The following is a 20641-nucleotide window of genomic DNA, read 5'->3' on the forward strand; positions in this document are numbered from 1 at the left end:
CCTTGCCCGTCCAGCATCGGCACACCAATGGCAGCAGAAGCGATGAAGGCTCGTTGGAAGAACGGAGTCAGGTTCACTGTCTACAGGCGGCCGATCAGGAAGTGAACCTGCCACCGCTTTTACATCGTTTTGTCTCCGTTTAGGCGAACTCCGTCGCTGCAGCCTTTCGCGGCCATCGACTTCGCGAGCTCGATGGCTCGCTCGATGGCCGCTCGCGCCTGCGGACTGTTCTTCCAGCAGGTCGAGCCGACCAGTCCGGCAAGCGGTAGCGACGATGTCGCCCGCATCCGCCTCGGCCAGTTGTTCCAGCCGGGCAAAGCCCATTTGCTCCAGGCGGGCAACCACGGTTGGACCTACGCCCTTGACCGCCAGCAAGGCGGCACGCTCTTTTTCCGTAAATGACATATTGTCTATTCGTCGTCGTATTCGACAGCTGTTTTGTCGACACGAAGAACGGTGTCAGGTTCACTTCCGATATGGCGACCGAGCATGATGTGAATCTGACCTCATTCGGCATGTGCGACATGGACCGTTTCTTATGACTTCACTGACACGTAGATGTCCGCCCCCTCGGCGCCGATGATCTCGAAGTCGCACGCATAGAGCCGGTCGAGGTCTTGCCGACTCCAGATGTGCTGCCATGCGGCGCGGATGCCGTTGGAGTCTTCTACGTGAAACTTGGCGTAGCGGGCGGCGGGAAAGCTGTGTGTCTGCACGCCGTCGACGTGCGACGGCATTGCGCCCGACAGGCGGCTGCCGAGCAGCAGCGTATACGAGCCGCTGGCATCGCTTTCATAGTCGAAGTAGGCCTCGCAGATCGGTGTGCTTTCGCCGGCGCCAATCTGTTGCAGGATGCCCTGCTGAAAGAATTGCGCCCAATGCTGCTGAATCTTGGCCAGCCCAGCCTCGCTGTTGTCGGTGCGCAAGGCGATGCCGGTGATCGTCAGGGGGCCCAGGTCGACGAGTTCATAGTTCATGCGTGTTGTCTCTTACGTAGAGCGCGGGCCGCAGCGCGGCCCGCGTGTGGTCAGGCGCCGTTCTGACGCGTGTTTTGTTTCATCTGTACTTCGCTCTGTCCGCCCGTTGAGGTATCCGCTCGCCGCTCGTCCTGCAGTAGCGTGCGCGGCAGCGCGAAGCCTTTGAACAGCGGCTGGGTGAAGGGGTTGTTGGCCTTCTCGGTGCTTATGCGGTAGCGCATGCCGCCGTCCGGTGCGGCGAAACTGAGGTCGACGCTGGTGGCCGTGGCGCCGTTCAGGCGGGCCTGGCTGAGCAGGCGATAGAGCGACCACGGGCCGCGGTAGATCAATCCGCTACTGCTGCCACCGGCATGGACCAGGGTCATGCGGCTTTCGTTGCTGGGCGCCAGGGTGTTGGGCCAGATGACGGCCGTGCTGGTGGTGGGGCCGTGGTTGTAGGTGATCAGCTGGCCTTCGACGCTGAGGGAGCTGCTGCGCTTGTTGGCGGCCAAGCCGAGGGGTTCGACGAAGAACTGCACGCCGAGTTGTCCGCGGCTGTTGAAGAAGGCGTCGCGAATCCGCTCGGCGGCTTCGAGCTGGGTGAGTACGTCGTTGCGTACGAGATAGCCGCCGAGGCGTTCGGAGTACAGGGCTTCCAGGTTGTCCTGGATGAACAGGTTGAGGTACTTGTCGCGGAACTGTTGCAGGTGCCCCTGCGGCCCGAAGAAGGCGGTGAAGTCGTCTAGCGAGACTTCTTCGCGGCTGCTCGGATTGAACGGGTAGCGGTTAGCCAGGCGCTCGCGATAGAAGCGATAGACGTCGGCATCCCAGCGCTTTTCCAGCTCGCGCAGGGCTTCGACGAGGACGATGCGTGAGGACTCGTCGGCCAGCTTGCCGACCTGATGATTCAACGGCTTGGGCAGGCCACCGGCGATGCGCTGCAGGTTGGCGATGGGATCAGGGCCTTTCTGACCGAATCGTTCGAGCACCACGTTGAGCGCGGCCTTGCCGCGGTCCGGGCTGTCGTGCACGGTGCGCACTTTGTCTTGCACGGCGCCGATGGCCTGCATGGTTTCGTCGAGATACGGGGGCCGCTCGCCCTTGGCGTCGAGCAACTGGCTGATCGGTGCGAAGGCGCGGGCGATGGTGATGACCGGCAGCGGCGGTGCTTCGGACTCGGTGAGCTTGTCCACCTTGTCGGCCAGCGCGGCGGCCTTGGGTTGTGAGGCTTCGGTGCCGGCGCTGGCCGTGGCGGCGGGCAGGTTGCCGAGTTCGCTGTTGTCGCGCACGGTTTCGACCAGGCGCCGCAGCGGCGCGGCTGGGCTGGTGACGCTGCCCAGGATGGTGACGGCCTGACCGATATCCTGGAAGTCGCGCACGGCGATCTGGTTGAGGTTGCGTTGCCAGGTGTCGACGTAGTCGCGGCTGTAGAGCGAGCGGATGCGATCGGCCAGGGCGTGCTTGTCGGCGTCGGAGTAGTCGATGTTGCGCCGCTCGCCGAGAGCCCACTGGTCGATCATGGCCAGTTCGGTAACGTCCTGGCTGTGCGGTGCGAAGTAGCCGCGGTAGCCCTTGGCGGTGAGCAGGGCGTCGATGCGGCCGCTGGCGGGCGGGTTGCCGTCCTTGCCTTCTGCAGTGCGTTCGGGTTCGTACACGATGTCGTAGGCCGGGCCGATTTCGTTGCGCAGGTCCAGCGGCGCGCGCAGCGCGGCGCCGGCCTGGCGGCGCAGGGTCATGTAGACGCGCTGAGGCAGCGGGATGGTGCGCAGCTCGCGCTGCGCGGCAGCCACGCGCTCCTGGTATTGCGGGAGGCGCGTGTCGGCGTACTTCATGGCGTAGTCCAGATGGCGCATCAGCGCGCGCTGCACGCCGTCTTCACCCGGGAAGGCGGTTTGCCAGTGCGCGGCCATCCAGTTTTCGACCACGGGCGCGCGGCGGTTGGGGCGGTCTTCGATCATGCGGTAGACGCGCAGCGCGGCCAGTTGTGTATCGCTGTCGGTGCCGGCGCCATCCAGCTCGGTCATCACGCCGCTGGCCAGCGCGGGCAGGAAGCGCTGCGACAAGAGGGCGAGGTAGGCCTGGTCGACCTTCGGGCCGATAGTGCGGCCCTGATACAGGCCAAGGTCGGCCACGACTGGCCAGGCGTCGCGGTAGTTGCCGTAGACGGCGACCACGCTGCCGATCTGGTCCAGCGGTTGCAGCAGATTGCGGCCGGTGGGGTCGAGCGTACCGTCAATGGCGTGGGTGCTGAACGCGCGGCTGCGCTCGAGCACGTTCAGGGCCTTGTCGCGATTCAGCGCGTAATAGTGGTACCACGCGCCGATTACCAGCACGCTGCCCAGCGACGCTACGCCGAAGCGCAGCGCCAGCGCGTGCTTTTTCTCGGCGATGACCTTCGGGTTGTCGCCGGCAAGACCGGACTCCGGGTAGATGACGCGCTGAAACAGGTGCTGGGCGAAGTAGACCAGGGATCGCCCGCTGGGCTGCATGTAGTTGACTGGCCCACGCAACGCGTAGGTCTGCGACGCCGTGGTGAGGAAGGCGTTGTTGAGCACGCCTTGCTGGTAGACCGAGGAGAAGAACACGCCGCGCGGCAGCGCCGGGGTGACGTAGCGATCGCTGCCCAGCACGTCGGCGAGGAAGCCCAGCAGCAGGGGCCGCAGGCCGCTGAGCTGTCGGGTGAGCGAGTACAGCGCTTCACGCTGCGCCACGTCGGGCACATCGGCCAGGCTGTCGAAGACCTGTTCGTTCAGGCGGTTGAGGAAGGCGTCGTAGAGCGTGCCCAACTCGTCCAGCCAGGCGTCGTAGCGCTGAATCGCATCCAGGGTGAAGCTGAAGCCGAAGAGGTCTTCGCGCACGGACTTGGGCAGCCGCGCAAACAGTGTTTCGAAGCCTTCCAGCAGGTCGAACTTGCTGAGCACCACGTACAGCGGCGGCCGCGTGCCGAGTTGCCGGCTCAATTCGGCCAGCCGCGCGCGCAGCACCGCCGCGAGCGCCTTGCGGTCGCTCGGTGTCTGGTGTGCCAGGGTTTCCAGGCTGACCATCAGCACCACGCCGTTGAGCGGTCGGCGGCTGCGGTTGCGGCCGAGCCAGCCGACGAAGCTGTCCCACAGCCGCGCGTGGATATCTTCCGGCAGCACGCCGTGGCGGGCCAGTTGCGTGCGCAGCGCGGGTGCACTCGCGACGGGCATGTCGTCGGCTTCAGCGTCATCGGATGCACCGTACTGGGCGATTCGCGGCTGGCTGATCAACTCGCCCGGCGGGTCGATGAGAATGGCCTGGTCGCCCATCCACCAGTCAATGGCGTAGAGCTTGTCCGGATCCTCTTGCAGCCGCCGGCTGCCGGCCTTCATTTCGCCGGTGAGCGAGAAGCTTTGGCCGGAGCGGTTGATGAAGCTGGTCTTGCCGGAGTTCTCCTGGCCCAGCACTAAGTACCAGGGCAACTGGTACAGCGCATGCCGGCCCTTGAGATTGGCCTGCAGTGTTGCAAGGCTCTGATCGAGGTCGCGCTCCTGCGCCTCGACGTAACGCAGGCACGGGTCGGTCTGCTGCTCTTCCCCATGCTGCTGCTCGGCCTCCAGGTGCATGGCGCGTTTGCGCAGGCGCAGTGCCCAGACCAGCAGCGGCAGTATCAGCAGGACGACCGTCGCCAGTACCCGGGCAGTCACGCTGGCCAGGGGGCGGTGTTCGCCCCAGCTCCACTTGGGTCCCAGCCACCAGATGGCGGCCAGCGCGAGCGCCAGTAGCAGCAGTTGCAGCAGGGGCGCGCCTTGCCGCCCCCAGCGCATGATGAGTTGGCCGTAACGTTGCAGTTTTGACCAGATGTTCCACATGACGATGCTCCCTGTTTAATCCTTGTGCCCGGAGGCGTCCGGCTGATGCCGCTGGAGGAGGCTGAAGAGGTCGGGCTCCCACTCGGGCGCCGAGGCGTTTTGCATAGCCTGGTACGCGCGGACGAACAGGCCGTCGGCTAGCCAGGTGAGCCCGCGCGGCCGCAGCAGTTCGGCGGCGATGGCCATGACATGGCAGTTGTGCCGAGGATCGGTCGCTTCCCGCTGGATCGCTTCCAGTCGACGCAGCGTCGGTTCGACACCTTGCGTTTCGAGCAGGCTGTGCAGTTCGTCGCGTACGGCGGCGTAGTCATGGCCGGCGGCGCTTGTGGTGCCGCTCGCTTGCGCGCCGCTAATCCAAGCCTGGGTTTGGCCATCGACGAATGGACGTCCATCGGCGAATTCCAGCTTGCCCAGCGCCGGCAGCCGGGTGACGAAGCGTTCGGCCGCCTGACGGATGGCCTCGGCCACCAGCGGCATCTCCAGGCGTCGGGCGATGCTGGCGGCCAGGTAGCTGCCGTGCATCCAGTACGGCGAGGTGGTGACGCTGCGTTCGACACGTTGCAACAGCGTTGGGTCGACAGCGTTGGAACCGAGCGCTTCCGCATACCCTTCGGCGACGTCGGCGGGTACGGCCATCAGTTCGGTCTGGTGGTGTTTGCGTGCCGACGGTGCGTTGGTCAGATGGGCCCACAAGGCAAACCGCCGCAGCAAGTAGCCGGTGGGGTCGTAGGGGTCTTGCTGGTTGATGATCTCCGCCGCGGCCAGCAGTGATTTGCGGCCCTCGCGCTCGTTGCCGGGCGTGGGCAATACTGGCGTGAAGAAGGCATCCGATAGCACCTCGCCGCGCGCGGGCGTGTCGAGCTTGGCGTCGGCTAGTTCCGGCGCGCGCAACGCTTCGGCTTTTTGCCGCAGCAAGGCCTCCAGCCGCGAGAGGGTGGGCACGTCGAGCTGGGTGCTTTCGGCGCAGCGTTGCAGGCTATCGAGTGCGGCCTGACCGGCCTTGTAGAACTCTTCGCCGTAGCCGGTGTTTTCCAACGCGGTCAGGCTGTCGGACAGCCGCTCCAGCAGTTGCCCCACCAACCGTCGCTTGGCCAGGTAGCCGGTGGCGCCCGGTTTCGGATAGCTGGTTTCCCAGTAGCGTTCGACCATGCCGGCCAGCACGCCGGTGGCCTCCGCCCAGCCGCGCCAACTGTGCGTGCGAGCACGAGCGGTCAGCAGATGCCCGGCAATGCGCAGGTGTTTGCACTGGCTGCGCAGGTAGTGCTGTGCGGCTTCGTCGACGTAGGGCCAGTCGATGGTCGCCTCCTGCAAGCTGCCGAGTTTGATCATTTCGTGGTCGATGCCTTGGTAAGCGTCGTCTTCCTCATCGAAAACGCCAACTGGCTGGCGCGGGTCGAGCGGCGCCAGCAAGGTATCGAGGTCCAAGGGGGCGGGCAGTTTCACCAGTGGCATGCCTCGCGCTGCTGGACCAGTTGCTCATGAAGCCGGGAGACGTCGAAGACCAGTCCGTCGAAGGGGGGCTGGTCGCTCTCGATCTGCAGGCGCTGCGCCGGCTGGGCCAGGTGACGAAGCTGCTCGATCGCCACCAGGCCGCGTCCCGCGTCAGTGACTGTGCCGTCATCGAGCACCTGCCACGGCTGGCTGGCCGACACGGGCCGGCCGTCCAGCAGCAGCCGTAGATTGGCGCGGTTGAAGGGCAGTGCCTCGGCGGTCAGCAATTGCAGGCGCGAGATGTTCTGCAGGCAACTGATCGCGAGCGTGGGGCCGGGTGTCGAGCCTCCCAGCGCCGGCGCCGAGATGACCACCTTATCTTGGCCGGGAAGCTTTTCCGGCGTGCGCATCAGCAGCAAGCCGGTGTCGTCAGCGCGGCGCTTGGCCTCGTTGGCCTGGACCAGGGCGGCGATGTCCGGCCGCTTCGCGCTGGCCGGCGTGGTGGCGGGCGTTGGCGGCGGCGCGGGTGCCTTGGCTTGGAGCGCGGCCGGTGACGACGGGGCCGGTGGCGGGGTGCCCGCCTTGGCGTCGAAGCAGGCCAGCCGTTCCTGCGGCGACACGATGGTGGCGCAATCGTTGCTGGCGGCGACGGCGGGTTGCTTCCCGTCGCAACCGGCCAGTGCCACTGCAGACAGCAATGCCAGGCTGAACGATTTCATGATGGGTGATCCTCTCCATTCAAATTCCACTCCAGGCATTTGCGTGCCAGCGTGCGTTTGGGTATGCCGAGGCTGAGTGCAGCCTCGCGCCGCGACCCCTCGACCCGGCGCAGCCGTTCGCCGACCACGATGCGCTCGAAGTGCAGCAAGGCTTCCGGCAGGTTGTCGGTGTGCAAGAGCTGTTGCAGTGCCGATGCTGTTGGCGACGGCGGCTCACTCGGCGCCAGCATTTCTTCTTCCAGGTCGGCCAGCAGATCACCGCGGATGTGCTGGCCGGGCGCGGTGCGCTCGGCTGCGGCCAGCACGAGGCTGCGCAGCTCGCGCACGTTGCCGGGAAAGCTGTGTGCTTGCAGGCGTGCCAGTGCCCTCGCGGAAATGCCGGCGATGTTGCCCTGGCATTCGCGGTTGTGTTGCAGCAGCACGTGCGCGACCAGCGCAGGGATGTCTTCCGGGCGCTCGCGCAGGGGCGGGATGCGTAGCACGCGCTGGCGGATGCGGAAATACAGGTCCTCGCGGAACGCGCCGTCGCGCACGAGTTCGGGCAGAGGACGGTGGGTGGCGCAGATCAGGCGGAAGTCGGACGCCTGCTCGCGCGTTGCGCCTATCGGTCGATAGGTTTTCTCGTTCAGCAGGCGCAGCAGCGTGCCTTGCAGTTCCAGCGGCATGTCGCCGATTTCGTCGAGGAACAAGGTGCCGCCATCGGCCTCGGCGACCAGGCCGGTGCGCGCCTGCGTGGCGCCGGTGTAAGCGCCGCGTACCGCGCCGAACAACTCGGCTTCGATCAGGTCTTTCGGGATCGCCGCGCAGTTCACGGGTACGAACTTGCCCCGGCGGGACGAGGCTTGGTGAATCAGCCAGGCCGCATGATCCTTGCCCGAACCGGTTTCCCCGGTGATCAGCAAGGACAGTGACGAGTCGGCCAGCCGCAGCATGTCTTCGCGCAGTTGTCGGGCCGTCGCCCCGATACCGACAAAGTCTGCGGCTAGCAGGCGGGCGGCGCGTGTCCGATCCTGGTCGATCTCGCTTCGTCGCTGCTCCTCGATGCGGTGGGTGCCGGACGATGCCAGCAGGCGCACCATCAGCACGTGATGCAGGGTGGTCAGCTCTTGCCAGATCGGATCTGCCTGCCAGTCGCGCAGGGCCGTTTCGGTGCCAATCAACGCGAAGATACCCACCACTTCGTGCTGTGGGCCATGGATCGGCAGCACCAGGAGGGCGGCGCGGGCGGTGAGATGTTCGCGCAGGGCGTCGAAGCCGGCGCCGACCTTGACCAACGCGTCCAGCCGCGCGACATGGCAAGGCTTGGCGCTGGTCAGGCAATACACCAGCGGATTGTCCAGCTCTTCCAACGATATCGAGGTGAGCCCCGCGGCGTCAGCCACATGGGCATGGGCGATCGGCAGTAGCCTGTCGCCGGGATGCTCACGCCAGTAGCAGAGCGCCTGTTCGATACCGCTGCCATCGCAGGCGGCGCGCAGCCAGGCCCCCGCCAGCGAGGCCATGGTGCTCGCTTGCGCCAGTTCGCGTGCCAACAGGACGACGCTCACGGTCTCCATGCCGTGCTCCACTCAGTGCAGCGTGGCCAGAAAGGCGCCGTCCTGCCAGCGCAGGTCCGCGCGCTGGAAAGGCGCCCCCTTGGCCTGCTGCTGCAGGACAGCGAGCGACAGCGGCGGCAGCAGTTCGCCGTCGATGCTCGCATCGAGCATGCGCGCCCCGTTGGCGTGCCGTATGCAGCGCGAGCGCAACTCGTCGCGTGCGCTCTCGGCCACTTCCAGAGGGGCGTTGTAGCGCTGGGCGAATTGCTGCTGCAGGCGCTGCAAGCGGCTGTCCACGATATCGCCCAACACGGCCTCGTCGAGGTAGCGGTACGGTACGAGTTGCATGCGCGCCAGCAGGGCCGGCTTGAAGAAACGCATCAACTGCTGCCGCAGGCTGTCGACGTCGAGGTCGGACAACGACGGATCGTCCTGGTCGAAGCCGAGGTTCGAGGTCAGGAAGAACAGGATGTTCTGGCAGTCGATACTGCGACCCTCGCCATCGGCCAGTTCGCCCTTGTCGAAGGCCTGGTAGAACACATTCAGCACTTCCGGATGGGCTTTTTCCACCTCGTCCAGCAATACCACCGCATAGGGCTGCTTACGAATGGCCTCGGTCAGTACGCCGCCTTCGCCATAGCCCACGTAGCCGGGAGGAGCGCCCAGCAGGCGCGACACGGTGTGTTTCTCCTGGTACTCGGACATGTTGATCGTGGTCAGGAAGCGCTCGCCGCCGAACAGCGCATCGGCCACCGCCAACGCCGTCTCGGTCTTGCCGACGCCGCTGGGGCCGACCAGCAGGAACGCACCCATCGGCGTGCCCGGCCGGCGCAGGTCGGCCATCGCCGTGAGCAGGCGTCGGTGCAACGCCTCTAGTGCCGCGTCCTGTCCTTTGACGCGCACTCGCAGGGTGGTTGGCAATTGTTCGAGACGCGTCAGCTGATCGCTGTTGATGGTGGTGGCCGGTATGCCGGTCCAGTCGGCGATGACCTGGGCAATCTGCTCGGCGCCCACGTCGGCATGCAGCAGCGCGCCATCGCGTTGCAGTTCGGCCAGATGGGTCACCCAACCCGAAAGCAGCCGGACGGAGTCGTCGTCAGCCTCCTGACCGCGCAGGCTGACAATCGTATCGATGACCGATTTCTGCTGTTCCCAGGCTTGGCGCAACTCGGCGATGCGCGTTTCCACCTGTAGCCGCGCATCGCGCAGGTCGTCGAGTCGTTTCGTCGATGGCCTGCGGCCGGACCGGGCGTCACGCGTCAGGTGTTCGGTCTCGGTGTCGATCTGCCGAAGCTCGTTCTCGAGCGCGCTCAAGCGACGCGGCGGCTCGGCCAATGCGGTGGCGACGCGTGCGCAAGCGGTATCGAGCACGTCGATGGCCTTGTCCGGCAACTGCCGGCCAGACAGGTAGCGCGCTGACAACATCGCGGCGGCTTGCAGGGCATCGTCCCCGATGTAGACCTTGTGCGCTTGCTCGTAGAGGGGGCGCAGGCCGCGCAGGATATGCACGGCATCCTCCGGACTGGGCTCGTCCAGCTTTACCAGCTGGAAGCGCCGCGTCAGCGCAGGGTCCTTCTCGAAATACTTCTTGTACTCGGACCACGTGGTGGCGGCGATGGTCCGTAGCTCGCCGCGCGCCAACGCGGGTTTGAGCAGGTTGGCCGCGTCGCTGCCGCCCGCGGCGTTGCCTGCGCCGATCAGCGTATGCGCCTCATCGATGAACAGAATGATCGGATGCGGCGAAGCTTTCACTTCATCGATCACCGCCTTCAGGCGTTTCTCGAACTCGCCCTTGACCGACGCGCCGGCCTGAAGGGCGCCCAGATCCAGCCCCCAGAGTTGAACGTCGCGCAACGGCTCGGGCACACGCGCCTGCACGATGCGTTGGGCGAGTCCTTCAACGACCGCGCTCTTACCGACACCGGCGTCGCCGACTACGATGGGGTTGTTCTTGCGGCGACGCGACAGGATGTCGACCATCAGGTCGATCTCGGCATCGCGGCATAGCACCGGGTCGATCCGCCCTTCGCGAGCCTGTGTGCTGAAGTCGTGGCCGAATCGAGCCAGCGCGCTGTCGTCGCCGCCGACAGCCGCAGGGCGGTGGTCGGCGGACGCCACGCTGGCGACTTCCGTCGATCCGGCCAACAGCTCAGCAAAGCGCTTGCGAAGCGGTTCCCGACTCACGCCATCCAGCAGGCGTATCGCCGCCATCGGAAGGTAGCGTCCCGGATTGAGTAGCGCGGCGAGCAGCACGGCGCCGCTGCGGATTTCAGTTTGTCCCAGCTCCACCGAGCTGAGCAGCCATGCCTCCTGCAACAGCTCCACCAGCAACGGGGAGAAGGAAGGATATTGATTGTGCCCGCTATCCCCCTCGGGAAATGCAGTGGACAGCGCGTGTCGCACGGTGTCGACCTCAATCCCCGCGACGCGCAGCACGATACGCACATCGCACTGAGGCTGATCGAGCAGCTTGAACAGCAGGTGGGGCACTGTGACTTCGGCGCCACGCTGGCCGATGCAGAGGCTCCCCGCTTCTTCCAAGGCATGCCGACACAACACATTGAGGCGCTCGAAGAGTGCCGGGAGATCCACCGTAATCATGTAATCGAATTCCCGTTTAAAGGAAAGATTTTTATAAGAAAAATCGTCCTTGCGTTGCTAATGCAAATGAACGTTTTAGATTGACGAATTAAATAATGTGGGCGAGGACGCCTCCGACTCGCCCACAATCAGCACACGGTCAAGCCTTCGAGGGAAACACGCCGGCAACTCGCCTGTCTATGGGATTCGTCTGAAATTTAATGAGGGGAATTTTCTTAAATCGATATTCGAACGAATACGAGGTATTTGGGCGAAAAAATAAGATTGGTCTCATTCCATGGGCGGCCATTAACGTCTAGCCTCTTCGTCTGCGGGCGGAAAGCGATTCTGCGGTATGTCATGGATGGTGTTAGGTCGGAGGGGCTTGGCCCGACCGGCATACCTTCGCTTGCACTGCATACACTTTGGCGCGCAATGCGTTGGGGTTTATCGAAGCTCGCGCTGCTAAAGACTTCAATTCGAATGGGAGTGGCTCATGGCAAAGCAAGGATCGGTCGCACCGAAGGAACGCATCAACATTCGCTATGTTCCGGCAACGGGCGGTGAGCAGGAGGAAGTCGAACTGCCGTTGAAATTGTTGGTGACGGGCGACTTCAAAGGGCGCGAGGACGAGGTCGCACTCGAAGACCGTACCGCCGTCAGCATCAACAAGGACAACTTCAACAGCGTGATGTCCGAGTTCGGCCTGGGGCTGACGATGGATGCACCGGCCGTACTGGAAGAGGGGGGCGGGAACGACACCTTGCCGGTCCATCTGAAGTTCGGCGCCATCGATGACTTCAGTCCCGATGCCATCGCCCGCCAGGTGCCGGAACTGCGCAAGTTGCTCGAGCTGCGCGAGGCGCTGGTGGCGCTCAAGGGGCCGATGGGCAATATCCCGGCCTTCCGCAAGCAGTTGCAGGCTCTGCTCGGTGATGAAGCCTCCCGCGGCAAGCTGGCCAAGGAGCTGGAGCAGTTGCTGGAACCCGGCAAGGCCTGATGCCGCGCTGTTCCTCTTCCCGTTTGCAAAGGACATAACAATGACACAAGCACAAACCGCCGCTGCCCAAAAGCAGGACGCGCTGCCGCAGGAGGGCCTGCTGGCCCAGATCATGGCGCAGACCCGCCTGCAGCCTGCCCAGGAAGGTTATGCCGTCGCCGAGCGCGGCGTGGCTGCCTTCATTGCCGAGATGCTCAAGACCGATGCACGCGAACAGCCGGTCAACAAGCAACTGGTCGACCAGATGATTTCCCGGATCGACGCCAAGCTCGGCAGGCAGATGGACGTGATTCTCCATCAGCCAGCCCTGCAGGAGCTGGAGTCGGCCTGGCGCGGACTCCATCGACTGGTGGCCGGCACCGACTTCCGCGAAAACATCTTCATCGATGTGCTTCACGTCACTAAGGATGAACTGCTGGAAGACTTCGAGAGCGCCGTGGATATCACGCGCAGCAATGTCTACAAGCTCATCTACACCGCGGGTTACGGCCAGTTCGGCGGGAAGCCCATTGGCTGCATCGTCGGCAACTATACCTTCGGCCCCTCGGCGCCCGACATCAAGCTGCTCAACTACGTCGCTGCGATTGGCGCCATGGCGCACGCACCGTTCCTCGCCGCGGCCGGTCCCGAGATGCTTAATCTGGACTCCTTCCAGGACATCCCCAACCTCAAAGAGGTCAAGGACATCTTCGAAGGCCCGCGTCACGCCAAATGGCGCGGCCTGCGCGAGTCGGAAGACGCGCGCTACCTTGGCCTGACCATGCCGCGGTTCCTGCTGCGCCAGCCGTACGATCCGCTGGAGAATCCGGTTCGCAGCTTTGGCTATCGCGAAACCATCGACGGTCAGCACGACAACTACCTGTGGGGTAACACGGCCTTTCTGATGGCCAACCGCATCACGGACAGCTTTGCGAAGTACCGCTGGTGCCCGAACATCATCGGTCCGCAATCGGGCGGCACCGTGGATGACCTTCCGGTGCACCTGTACGAGTCGCTTGGCCAGCTTCAGGCGAAGATTCCGACCGAAGTGCTGATTTCCGATCGGAAGGAGTTCGAGCTGTCTGCAGAGGGCTTCATTCCGCTCGCCATGCGCAAGGACAGCGACAACGCCTCCTTCTTCTCCGCCAACTCGGTGCAGAAGCCCAAAGTCTTCCAGAACACGCCCGAAGGCCAGGCCGCGCAGACCAACTACATGCTCGGCACGCAACTGCCGTACATGTTCATCGTCAACCGTCTGGCGCACTACATCAAGGTGCTGCAGCGCGAACAAATCGGCAGTTGGAAAGAGCGCCAGGACCTGGAGCGCGAACTCAACAACTGGCTGCGCCAGTACATTGCGGATCAGGAAAGCCCCTCCGCCGACGTGCGCAGCCGCCGGCCGTTGCGTGCCGCCAAGGTCGTCGTGCAGGACGCGACGGGCAATCCCGGCTGGTACCAGATTTCCCTGTCCTTGCGCCCGCACTTCAAGTACATGGGCGCGAGCTTCGACCTGTCGCTGGTCGGTCGGCTCGACAAGGAATGACGGAGGGCATGACGCATGCCGCGCTCCCTCGGCCAGGGCAGTCTGTTCGAACGGCTTGATCCAGACCTGCCGCCGCGCCGCATGCGCTCGCGGCAGGCGCTGGCGTCCGAGCGCATAGGTGCCATCAAGGACCACCTCGAGCGCATTCTCAATAGCCGCCAGGGCAGCTCGCAAAGCTGCCCTGGCTTCGGCCTTGGGGATCTGAACGACGCCGCGGCCAGCCAGATGGACCTGCGCCATCAGGTATGCCAGGACGTGCGTACTGCGGTAGTGGCCTACGAACCTCGCGTACAGGTGCTGAACGTTCATCCCATCACCGCGCACGGCCAGACGGGCCCGCTGCATTTCCGTTTGCACTGCCTGGTGCCAGTCAACGACAGCACGGAGGACGTGGAGATCGATCTGCTCGTCCAGCACCGGGAGCGCTGGATCCACGTGATCTAGCACCCAGCCAGGAGGGCTGATGCCACTGAAGCGAAAGTTCCGCGAAGAGCTGGACTATATGCGCCGCCTCGGCCAGGTGTTCGCGCGCAACAATCCGCAGCTCGCGCGATACCTGGGGGAGGAGGCTACCGATCCCGATGTGGAACGGCTGATGGAAGGCTTTGCCTTCCTCACGGCCAAGCTGCGCCTGAAGATCGATGACGACTTCCCGGAGCTGACCCACCCGTTGCTGCAGCTATTGTGGCCGAACTACCTGCGCCCGTTGCCCAGCGCCACCATCATGCAGTTTCTGCCGATGGACCGTACCATCACGGAGCGACATGTGATCCCCAAGGGGACACGCATGCGTGCGCGCGAGGTAGACGGCATCCCCTGCGAGTTCCGCACCTGTGCGGACCTGCCCATCTATCCGTTGCGGATCGATCAGGTCAGCGATGCACACTCGCTGGAGAAATCGACTGTGCGCGTGGATCTGTCCACGCTCAGCCAAAGCCCGCCTAGTACCTACGATTGCGATCAGCTCGATTTCTACCTCAGCGGCAGCGACTACACCGCTATGACGCTTTATCTGTGGCTCGCCGAATACCTCGGCGAAATCCGCATGGAATGCGCGGGGCAGGTGCGCCACATCCCCGCCAGCCAGGTGCTGTTCCACGGCTTCGCGCCTGATCAGGCGCTGCTGCCGTACCCGAAGAACGCACTGGACGGTTACCGTATTTTGCAGGAGTACTTCCTGTTCCCGCGCCGGTTCTTCTTTTTCGGCATCCGCGGGCTGCGTTCACTCTGGCCCACTGAGCAGACCGGGCAGATCCGCCTGGAATTCGTTTTCACCCGGCCCATGCCCGAGGACGTGCGCATCCGCACGGGCGACCTGGCGCTGTACTGCACGCCGGCCGTGAATCTGTTCGAGCACGAGGCCGAGCCCGTCCGGCTGACCGGCAAAGCGGTGGATTATCGTCTGAGCCCGGCAGGGCAGCGGACCGACGCCTACGAGATCTTCAGCATCGACAGTGTCGACGGCTGGAAGGGCGAGGGCAGCGGCAAGGCTGGTGAATGGCTGCGCACCTACCAACCCTTCGAATCGCTGCGCCACCAGATCGACTACGAGCGCGGCTACACCACCCTGTACTACCGCACCCGCATCGAACCGTCGCTCACCGTCACCGGTGTCGAGCACCGCGTGTCGTTCGTGCGTGGCGACGAGCACCACTACATCGGCCGCGACGAGACGGTCTCGGTGTCGCTGACCTGCACCAACCGCGATCTGCCGCTGGCACTAGGAGCGGGGGACGTGTGCATCCCCACACCCGACGTCCCCACCTTCGTCAGCGGCCGCAACCTGACGGCGCCCACCCCGTCGTATCGGCCCGTTCTGGATGGCAACCTACAGTGGCGGCTTATCTCCAATCTGTCGCCGACCTACCTGTCGCTGCTGTCCGTCGAGCCGTTGAAGGCCGTCATCAGCGCGTACGACTTCGCCGCTCATCACGACATCCAGCGGCGCCGAGCCACGCAGAAGCGCCTGGATGCGCTGCTGGAAGTCGTTACCACGCCGGTCGACCGCATGTTTCAGGCGCTACCGATTCGCGGCATCCGCAGCGTGGTCAAGCTCGACCAGACAGGGTTTGCCTGCGAAGGCGACCTCTACCTGTTCGGCACGGTGCTGAGCCACTTTCTTGCGCTGTACAGCAGCATTTCCTCCTTCCATGTGCTGGAGGCGATTAACACCACCAATCAGGAGCACTACGCATGGCCGATGCGCAGCGGAACCCAAGCCCTGATTTGACTGAAAAGCTGCTGGAGAGCGCCAAGAACCATGACTTCTTCTTGCTGCTGGAACGGCTGCATGCGCTGCATGGCGACGACCTCGAATCGCCCGACAGCGACGATCCGGAGCGTCAGCGCATCAAGCTGAGCAACTATGCCGGCATGGGTTTCCCGGCCTCGGACGTGTCGCTGGCGCGGCGCGTGACGCACGGTGAGCCGCATCAGTACGAAGTGCAGGCTACGTTCTTTGGTATGCATGGCCCTGACTCGCCGCTGCCGTCCTACTACGTGGAGCGACTGGCCTACGAAGCCGGGCAGGGTATCGGTATTCGTCCGGCGTTCTTCGACGTCTTCCATCACCGCCTGCTGACGCTGTTGCATCAGGCTTGGCGCAAGTACCGGCACTACATCCGTTTCCGTCCCGGCGCCAGTGACCCGCTCTCGCAACGCCTGTTCGCGCTGATCGGTCTGGAGAACACCGCCATCCGCGGCGATACGCCCATCGCCTGGAGCCGTCTGCTCAGTTTCGCCGGCGCCGTGGTGCATCGCAGCCGCTCGCCCGCGATGGTCGCCGGGCTGGTCGCGCACTGCTTCGACCTCAAGGATGTCGACATCCGCGATTTCGAGTTGCGTCACGCCGACATCGACCCCGGCGATCGCGTCCAGCTCGGTTGCCTCAATGGCCAGCTTGGCGAGAGCTTCCGCGTGGGCGACAGCGTGCGCACGCGCCACGCCAAATTCACCATCGTCATCGCCAACCTCAGCCAGCAACGGTTCCGCGAGTTCCTCCCGCATGGCGAGAACTTCGAGCGTCTGCGCTTGCTGATCGCTTTTCTGCTGCGCGACCAGACCCCATGCGACCTCGAACTGGCGCTGCGCGAGAACGAGATCCCTTCCTTCAACCTTGCGGGCGATGTCGGCACCGAGCTGGGCTGGACCAGTTTTATGGAACAGCCTGCGTTGCGCCGGCCGCCTCGCGTTCAACTGACGGTACGCGCATGAATACGGTATCCACGGAGCCTCGCCTGGCCTTGGTCGTCGGCAACCCGGAGGCCCTGCAGCAAGGCACGGCACCGCGCTACAGCTTCGACGTCGCCGGCGGCACCATCGGCTCGCAGGATGCCAGTTGGCTGCTGCACGACCGCGCCGGCCGGGTGCAGCCGCAGCACTGCGAAATCCGCTTTGAAGATGGCGGCTATCTCGTCGTCGATCGCAGCGGCCATACCCGGCTGAACGAGCAGACCCGTCCCCTCGGACTGCACGCAAGCGCACGCTTGCGCGACGCGGACACCCTGCACGTCGGGCCTTACAGCCTCACCGTGCACCTGGACGAGGAGCAGCACGCGTTGCCCGATCCGTCCCGCGTGCTGGCCCAGCACGACGTCGAGGAATTGATGCAGTTGCCCGACGACTACCTGGACAGCTTGCCCGCCGCGGCGCTCGAGGGGCAGCCCTCCGTCGCGCCGAATCCCGACTGGGCCGCTTTCCAGGCCTTGAGCGAGCCGCTACGCCCGCAGGGTCAGCTCGACCCGTTGCACGCGCTGGACCTCGCTGCCAAGCGGAGCGCGGGTGCCGCCGGGCGTGCCTCGCTTGATCTGCTCGACCCCCATCACTACGGACTGTCGCCGCTGGCGGCCCAGGCCGACCTTGCCGCCACAGCTCAGGAAGCCGTTTACGGCAGGCCCATCCATGCATCAGGAGACACCATCATGTCGGAGTCCGACAGCCACAACCCCGCCGCTCGCGACTGGCTGCACGCTCAGCAAGCGAACGGCCATGACCCGGCCGGCCTGGTCAATCCGCTGATCGAAGGGCTCGGCGCATCGGTGGGGGCGCTGGACGCCCAAACAGCCTACGCGCTGCTTTTCGAGGCAGGCCGCAGCCTCAGTGCGGCCATCAGCGGCCTGAGCGCTTTGCATGGCGACGCGCCCGGACAGCGACAGCGCACCTTGCAGCCCATCGAAGACAACCCGCTGCGTCTGGGTCAAAGCTACCCGGACACCGTACGCGCCATGTTCGCCGCCGACCGCAGCCTCGTGCACTTGTCGCCCGCGGCAGCCATCGAGGAATCGCTGGCGCAGATCCAGCGTCAGCAGCGGGCCACCCACCAAGCCATCACCGCCGGTCTCAGCGCGCTGCTGCAGGCCTTCTCCCCGGAGCAGTTGCAGCGGCGCTTCAACCGCTACCGACCGCCGCAGGGCGGCCAGGCGAACAGCGATGGCTGGGCCTGGCAGATGTACGGGCATTACTACGACGAGCTGATCTCCGGCCGCCAGCAGGGTTTCGACAAGTTGTTCTGGGAGGTCTTCGAACAGGCCTACGACCAGGCCTTGCGCGCGGAGGCGCCGTGAAGCGAAGCCTCGCGCTCCTGCTCGCTGGCATGCTGCTTGCCGGCTGCAGCACCGTGGGCAACGTGTTCAAGAAGACGGGCCGGGTCTTGATGGACCCGTCCATCCCGGTGGGCGCACCGGACGACCAACCTACGCAGATCGCCCTCAGCCTATATGCCAGCGCGGACGTCAATCCCAACCCGGTCAGCGCGTCGGCTGCCGGCAGAGCCGACGCGGCCGATGAACCGGTTGAGGAGAAGCTGATGGGGGAGGGCCCGTTTGCCATCCAGTTCAACGGTGCCACCAAGGGCGAACTCATCAACGGCCTGCGCGCGTTGTTGGAACATTTGCAGGACGAGGAGGGCATCCCGCCGCTGCCGTCGCATAGCACCGGACGGCCACTGCCGAATTCCCTCACCGTCACGCCCACCAGCAAGCCGCCGTTGCCGCCAGACGGGCAGCTTCGCCGCCGCCCGCCGCTGGCGGACGCGCCCGGCGTCGAGCCAAACCTGGGCCAGTACCGCAAGGGTGGCAGTTTGGCCGCAGCGAGCGCGCTGGCGAGCGCGCCGGCGCCGGCGCCGGCGTCCAGCACCGCGGCCACGCCGGTCGCCTTCCAGGTGCTCCAGCTCAAGGACGACAGCATGCTGGAAAACGCCGACCTCGACCTCGTCAGCCAGAATCCGAAGAAGGCTTTGGGCAGCACTTTCCTTGCCGCAGACGACTATGTCCTTGCGCCCGGCCAATTCAAGTTCATCGAATTCAGCCCCATCGAGAACAAAGCCCGCTATGTCGCCGTGGTGGCTGCTTTCAACGATGTCAATGCGGCCCGCCGGTACGACGTTTTCCGGCTCGAGCCGCGCGGGCGCAAGTATGCCTTGCTGGTCACCCTGCAAGACACCCGCGTCACCATCACCAACGAGGCCTACCGCGCACCGGACCCGTTGCGCGAACCCGCCCGCGTCGCACGGGAGCCGCAGCGCGAACCGGTCCGCGGCGCGCCTGACCTGTTGCGCGAGCCGACCGATAGCGCGCCGGACTTGTTGCGCGAACCGACCGAGCGCGCGCGGGATCTGTTGCGCAAGCCGACCGACAGCGCGCCGGACCTGTTGCGCAAACCGGCTTCCCGTCCGCAGCAGTTGTTTCGCGGATTGTCCCGCGAGGCAGCCACCCAAACGAGCAAGCAACCATGACCACCCGCAATCCCGTCGCTTGGAACGAAGGGCTCTTCGTCAAGCCCCAGCATTTCCAACAAACCAGTCGCTACCTCGAGCACTACGTCAACGTCCGCCTGGGCCGTAAGTACGGCTACGGCTTCGCCGAGCTGGTGTTGAACCAGGACTTCCTCGCCATTGGCAAGATCGCCATCGTGCGAGCTCGCGGCATCATGCCCGATGGCACCGCCTTCGACGTCCCGCACGACCAGCCGCCGCCGGAGCCGCTGGACATCACCGATGCCACCGCCGCCAACCAGACCGTCTATCTCACGCTGCCGCTGCGCTCCGACGGCATGGCCGAAATCCGCTGGCCGGACACCTACGCCAATGCCCGCTACGTAGCGCGCACCGAAGACGTGCGCGACACCCACAGCCACCAAGGCAACCATGTCGCCGTGACCATGGCCGTACCCAACCTGCAATTGGCGCTGGAGCGGGACGACCGCAGCGCGTTTACCGGCCTGGCCATCGGCCGCATTCTCGACCGGCGTCCCGATGGCAGCCTGCTGATGGATAGCGGCTTCCACATCACCGGCCTGCATCTGCGAGCCATCAGCCAGCTCGCGCATTTCATGGAAGAAATCGCCGCGCTAGCGCACGAGCGCGCCAAGAGCATCGCCGAGCGCATCGGCTCACCCGGCCAGGCAGGCGTCGCCGACGTCACCGACTTCAACCTGCTGCAAGCGCTCAACCGCTGGCAGCACTTGTTTCGGCATCTGGCGCGCGACGGCGACGTACATCCACTTGATGCCTACCTCGCGTGCGGCCAGGCCTGCGGCGAACTCGTCACGTTCACCGACGAGGCGCGCGTGCCACCGGAGTTTCCGGCCTACCAGCACGACAACCCGCAGGCCACTTTCCATCTGCTGCAAGAAACCCTGCGCCGCGTGCTCAGCACCGTGCTGCAACCGCGAGCCGTGTCCCTGCCGCTGGTCAAAGAACGCCATGGCGTGCTCACCGCTCAAGTCAACGACCCCAGCCTCATGCAGAGCGCCGAATTCATTCTCGCCGTGCGCGCACGCATGCCGCTGGACCAACTGCGTCAGCTCTTTTTGCAACAGGCCAAGGTCGCCTCCCAGCAGACGCTGCTCGATCTCATCCGTCTGCAACTGCCCGGCATTCCGCTCAGCCCGCTGCCGGTGGCGCCGCGCCACCTGCCGTTCCATGCCGGTTTCACCTACTTCCAGCTCGATCGCACGCACCCGAACTGGCAGAAGTTGATGCAGAAGGGCGCCAACGGTTTCGGCTTCCACATCACCGGCGACTTCCCGGAACTGGAACTCCAGTTCTGGGCCATTCGGAGTCAATGA

Annotated in this window: 15 protein-coding genes; 9 read left to right on the forward strand and 6 right to left on the reverse strand. The window is 64.9% G+C overall.

Annotation, left to right across the window (positions count from 1 at the left end; all coding sequences use genetic code 11):
• The first annotated feature begins 192 nt into the window (after window positions 1-192).
• Window positions 193-402 (forward strand): hypothetical protein, encoded by a 210-nt coding sequence (locus tag MRS60_RS07650; RefSeq protein ID WP_243565496.1) that lies wholly within the window; start codon window positions 193-195, stop codon window positions 400-402.
• A 134-nt stretch (window positions 403-536) separates the two neighbouring features.
• On the opposite strand, the gene MRS60_RS07655 is transcribed toward MRS60_RS07650, so the two are convergent.
• The 6 genes from MRS60_RS07655 to tssH are packed head-to-tail and all read right to left on the reverse strand — an operon-like array spanning window position 537 to window position 11075.
• Window positions 537-977 (reverse strand): GyrI-like domain-containing protein, encoded by a 441-nt coding sequence (locus MRS60_RS07655; protein WP_243565497.1) that lies wholly within the window; start codon window positions 975-977, stop codon window positions 537-539.
• Between the two features lie 50 nt (window positions 978-1027).
• Entirely contained in the window at window positions 1028-4789 is a 3762-nt protein-coding gene (tssM, locus tag MRS60_RS07660) for a type VI secretion system membrane subunit TssM (RefSeq protein WP_243565498.1), read from the reverse strand.
• Between the two features lie 15 nt (window positions 4790-4804).
• A complete protein-coding gene (gene tssA, locus MRS60_RS07665; protein ID WP_243565499.1) occupies window positions 4805-6241 on the reverse strand; it encodes a type VI secretion system protein TssA in 1437 nt (478 codons plus the stop codon).
• Window positions 6229-6939: a type VI secretion system-associated protein VasI gene (gene vasI, locus MRS60_RS07670; protein WP_243565500.1), complete on the reverse strand. Its 711-nt coding sequence runs from the start codon at window positions 6937-6939 to the stop codon at window positions 6229-6231. Before vasI ends, tssA begins: the two co-directional genes overlap by 13 nt.
• A complete protein-coding gene (locus MRS60_RS07675) occupies window positions 6936-8495 on the reverse strand; it encodes a sigma 54-interacting transcriptional regulator (RefSeq protein ID WP_243565501.1) in 1560 nt (519 codons plus the stop codon). The genes vasI and MRS60_RS07675 overlap by 4 nt, the downstream gene beginning before the upstream one ends.
• Before the next feature lie 12 nt (window positions 8496-8507).
• The gene (gene tssH, locus MRS60_RS07680; RefSeq protein ID WP_243565502.1) at window positions 8508-11075 is read right to left on the reverse strand and encodes a type VI secretion system ATPase TssH; all 2568 of its coding nucleotides are present in this window, start codon (window positions 11073-11075) and stop codon (window positions 8508-8510) included.
• Window positions 11076-11550: 475 nt separating this feature from the next.
• Between tssH and tssB the strand changes: the two genes are divergently transcribed.
• The 8 genes from tssB to tssK are packed head-to-tail and all read left to right on the forward strand — an operon-like array spanning window position 11551 to window position 20641.
• Window positions 11551-12054: a type VI secretion system contractile sheath small subunit gene (tssB, locus tag MRS60_RS07685; protein ID WP_243565503.1), complete on the forward strand. Its 504-nt coding sequence runs from the start codon at window positions 11551-11553 to the stop codon at window positions 12052-12054.
• A gap of 40 nt (window positions 12055-12094) precedes the next feature.
• On the forward strand, window positions 12095-13576 hold the full coding sequence (gene tssC, locus MRS60_RS07690; RefSeq protein WP_243565504.1) for a type VI secretion system contractile sheath large subunit: 1482 nt from the start codon (window positions 12095-12097) through the stop codon (window positions 13574-13576).
• Window positions 13577-13591: 15 nt separating this feature from the next.
• Window positions 13592-14020 (forward strand): type VI secretion system baseplate subunit TssE, encoded by a 429-nt coding sequence (gene tssE / locus MRS60_RS07695; protein WP_243565505.1) that lies wholly within the window; start codon window positions 13592-13594, stop codon window positions 14018-14020.
• Between the two features lie 19 nt (window positions 14021-14039).
• The gene (gene tssF, locus MRS60_RS07700; RefSeq protein WP_243565506.1) at window positions 14040-15806 is read left to right on the forward strand and encodes a type VI secretion system baseplate subunit TssF; all 1767 of its coding nucleotides are present in this window, start codon (window positions 14040-14042) and stop codon (window positions 15804-15806) included.
• Window positions 15770-16789, forward strand: a complete 1020-nt coding sequence (tssG, locus tag MRS60_RS07705; protein ID WP_243565507.1) for a type VI secretion system baseplate subunit TssG — start codon at window positions 15770-15772, stop codon at window positions 16787-16789. Before tssF ends, tssG begins: the two co-directional genes overlap by 37 nt.
• Complete coding sequence (gene tagH / locus MRS60_RS07710) at window positions 16786-18138, forward strand: type VI secretion system-associated FHA domain protein TagH (protein WP_243565508.1); 1353 nt, start codon at window positions 16786-16788, stop codon at window positions 18136-18138. The genes tssG and tagH overlap by 4 nt, the downstream gene beginning before the upstream one ends.
• Complete coding sequence (tssJ, locus tag MRS60_RS07715; RefSeq protein ID WP_243565509.1) at window positions 18135-19307, forward strand: type VI secretion system lipoprotein TssJ; 1173 nt, start codon at window positions 18135-18137, stop codon at window positions 19305-19307. The genes tagH and tssJ overlap by 4 nt, the downstream gene beginning before the upstream one ends.
• Complete coding sequence (gene tssK, locus MRS60_RS07720; RefSeq protein WP_243565510.1) at window positions 19304-20641, forward strand: type VI secretion system baseplate subunit TssK; 1338 nt, start codon at window positions 19304-19306, stop codon at window positions 20639-20641. The genes tssJ and tssK overlap by 4 nt, the downstream gene beginning before the upstream one ends.

This window comes from Burkholderia pyrrocinia (assembly GCF_022809715.1).
GTDB classification, from domain to species: Bacteria; Pseudomonadota; Gammaproteobacteria; order Burkholderiales; family Burkholderiaceae; genus Burkholderia; species Burkholderia pyrrocinia_C.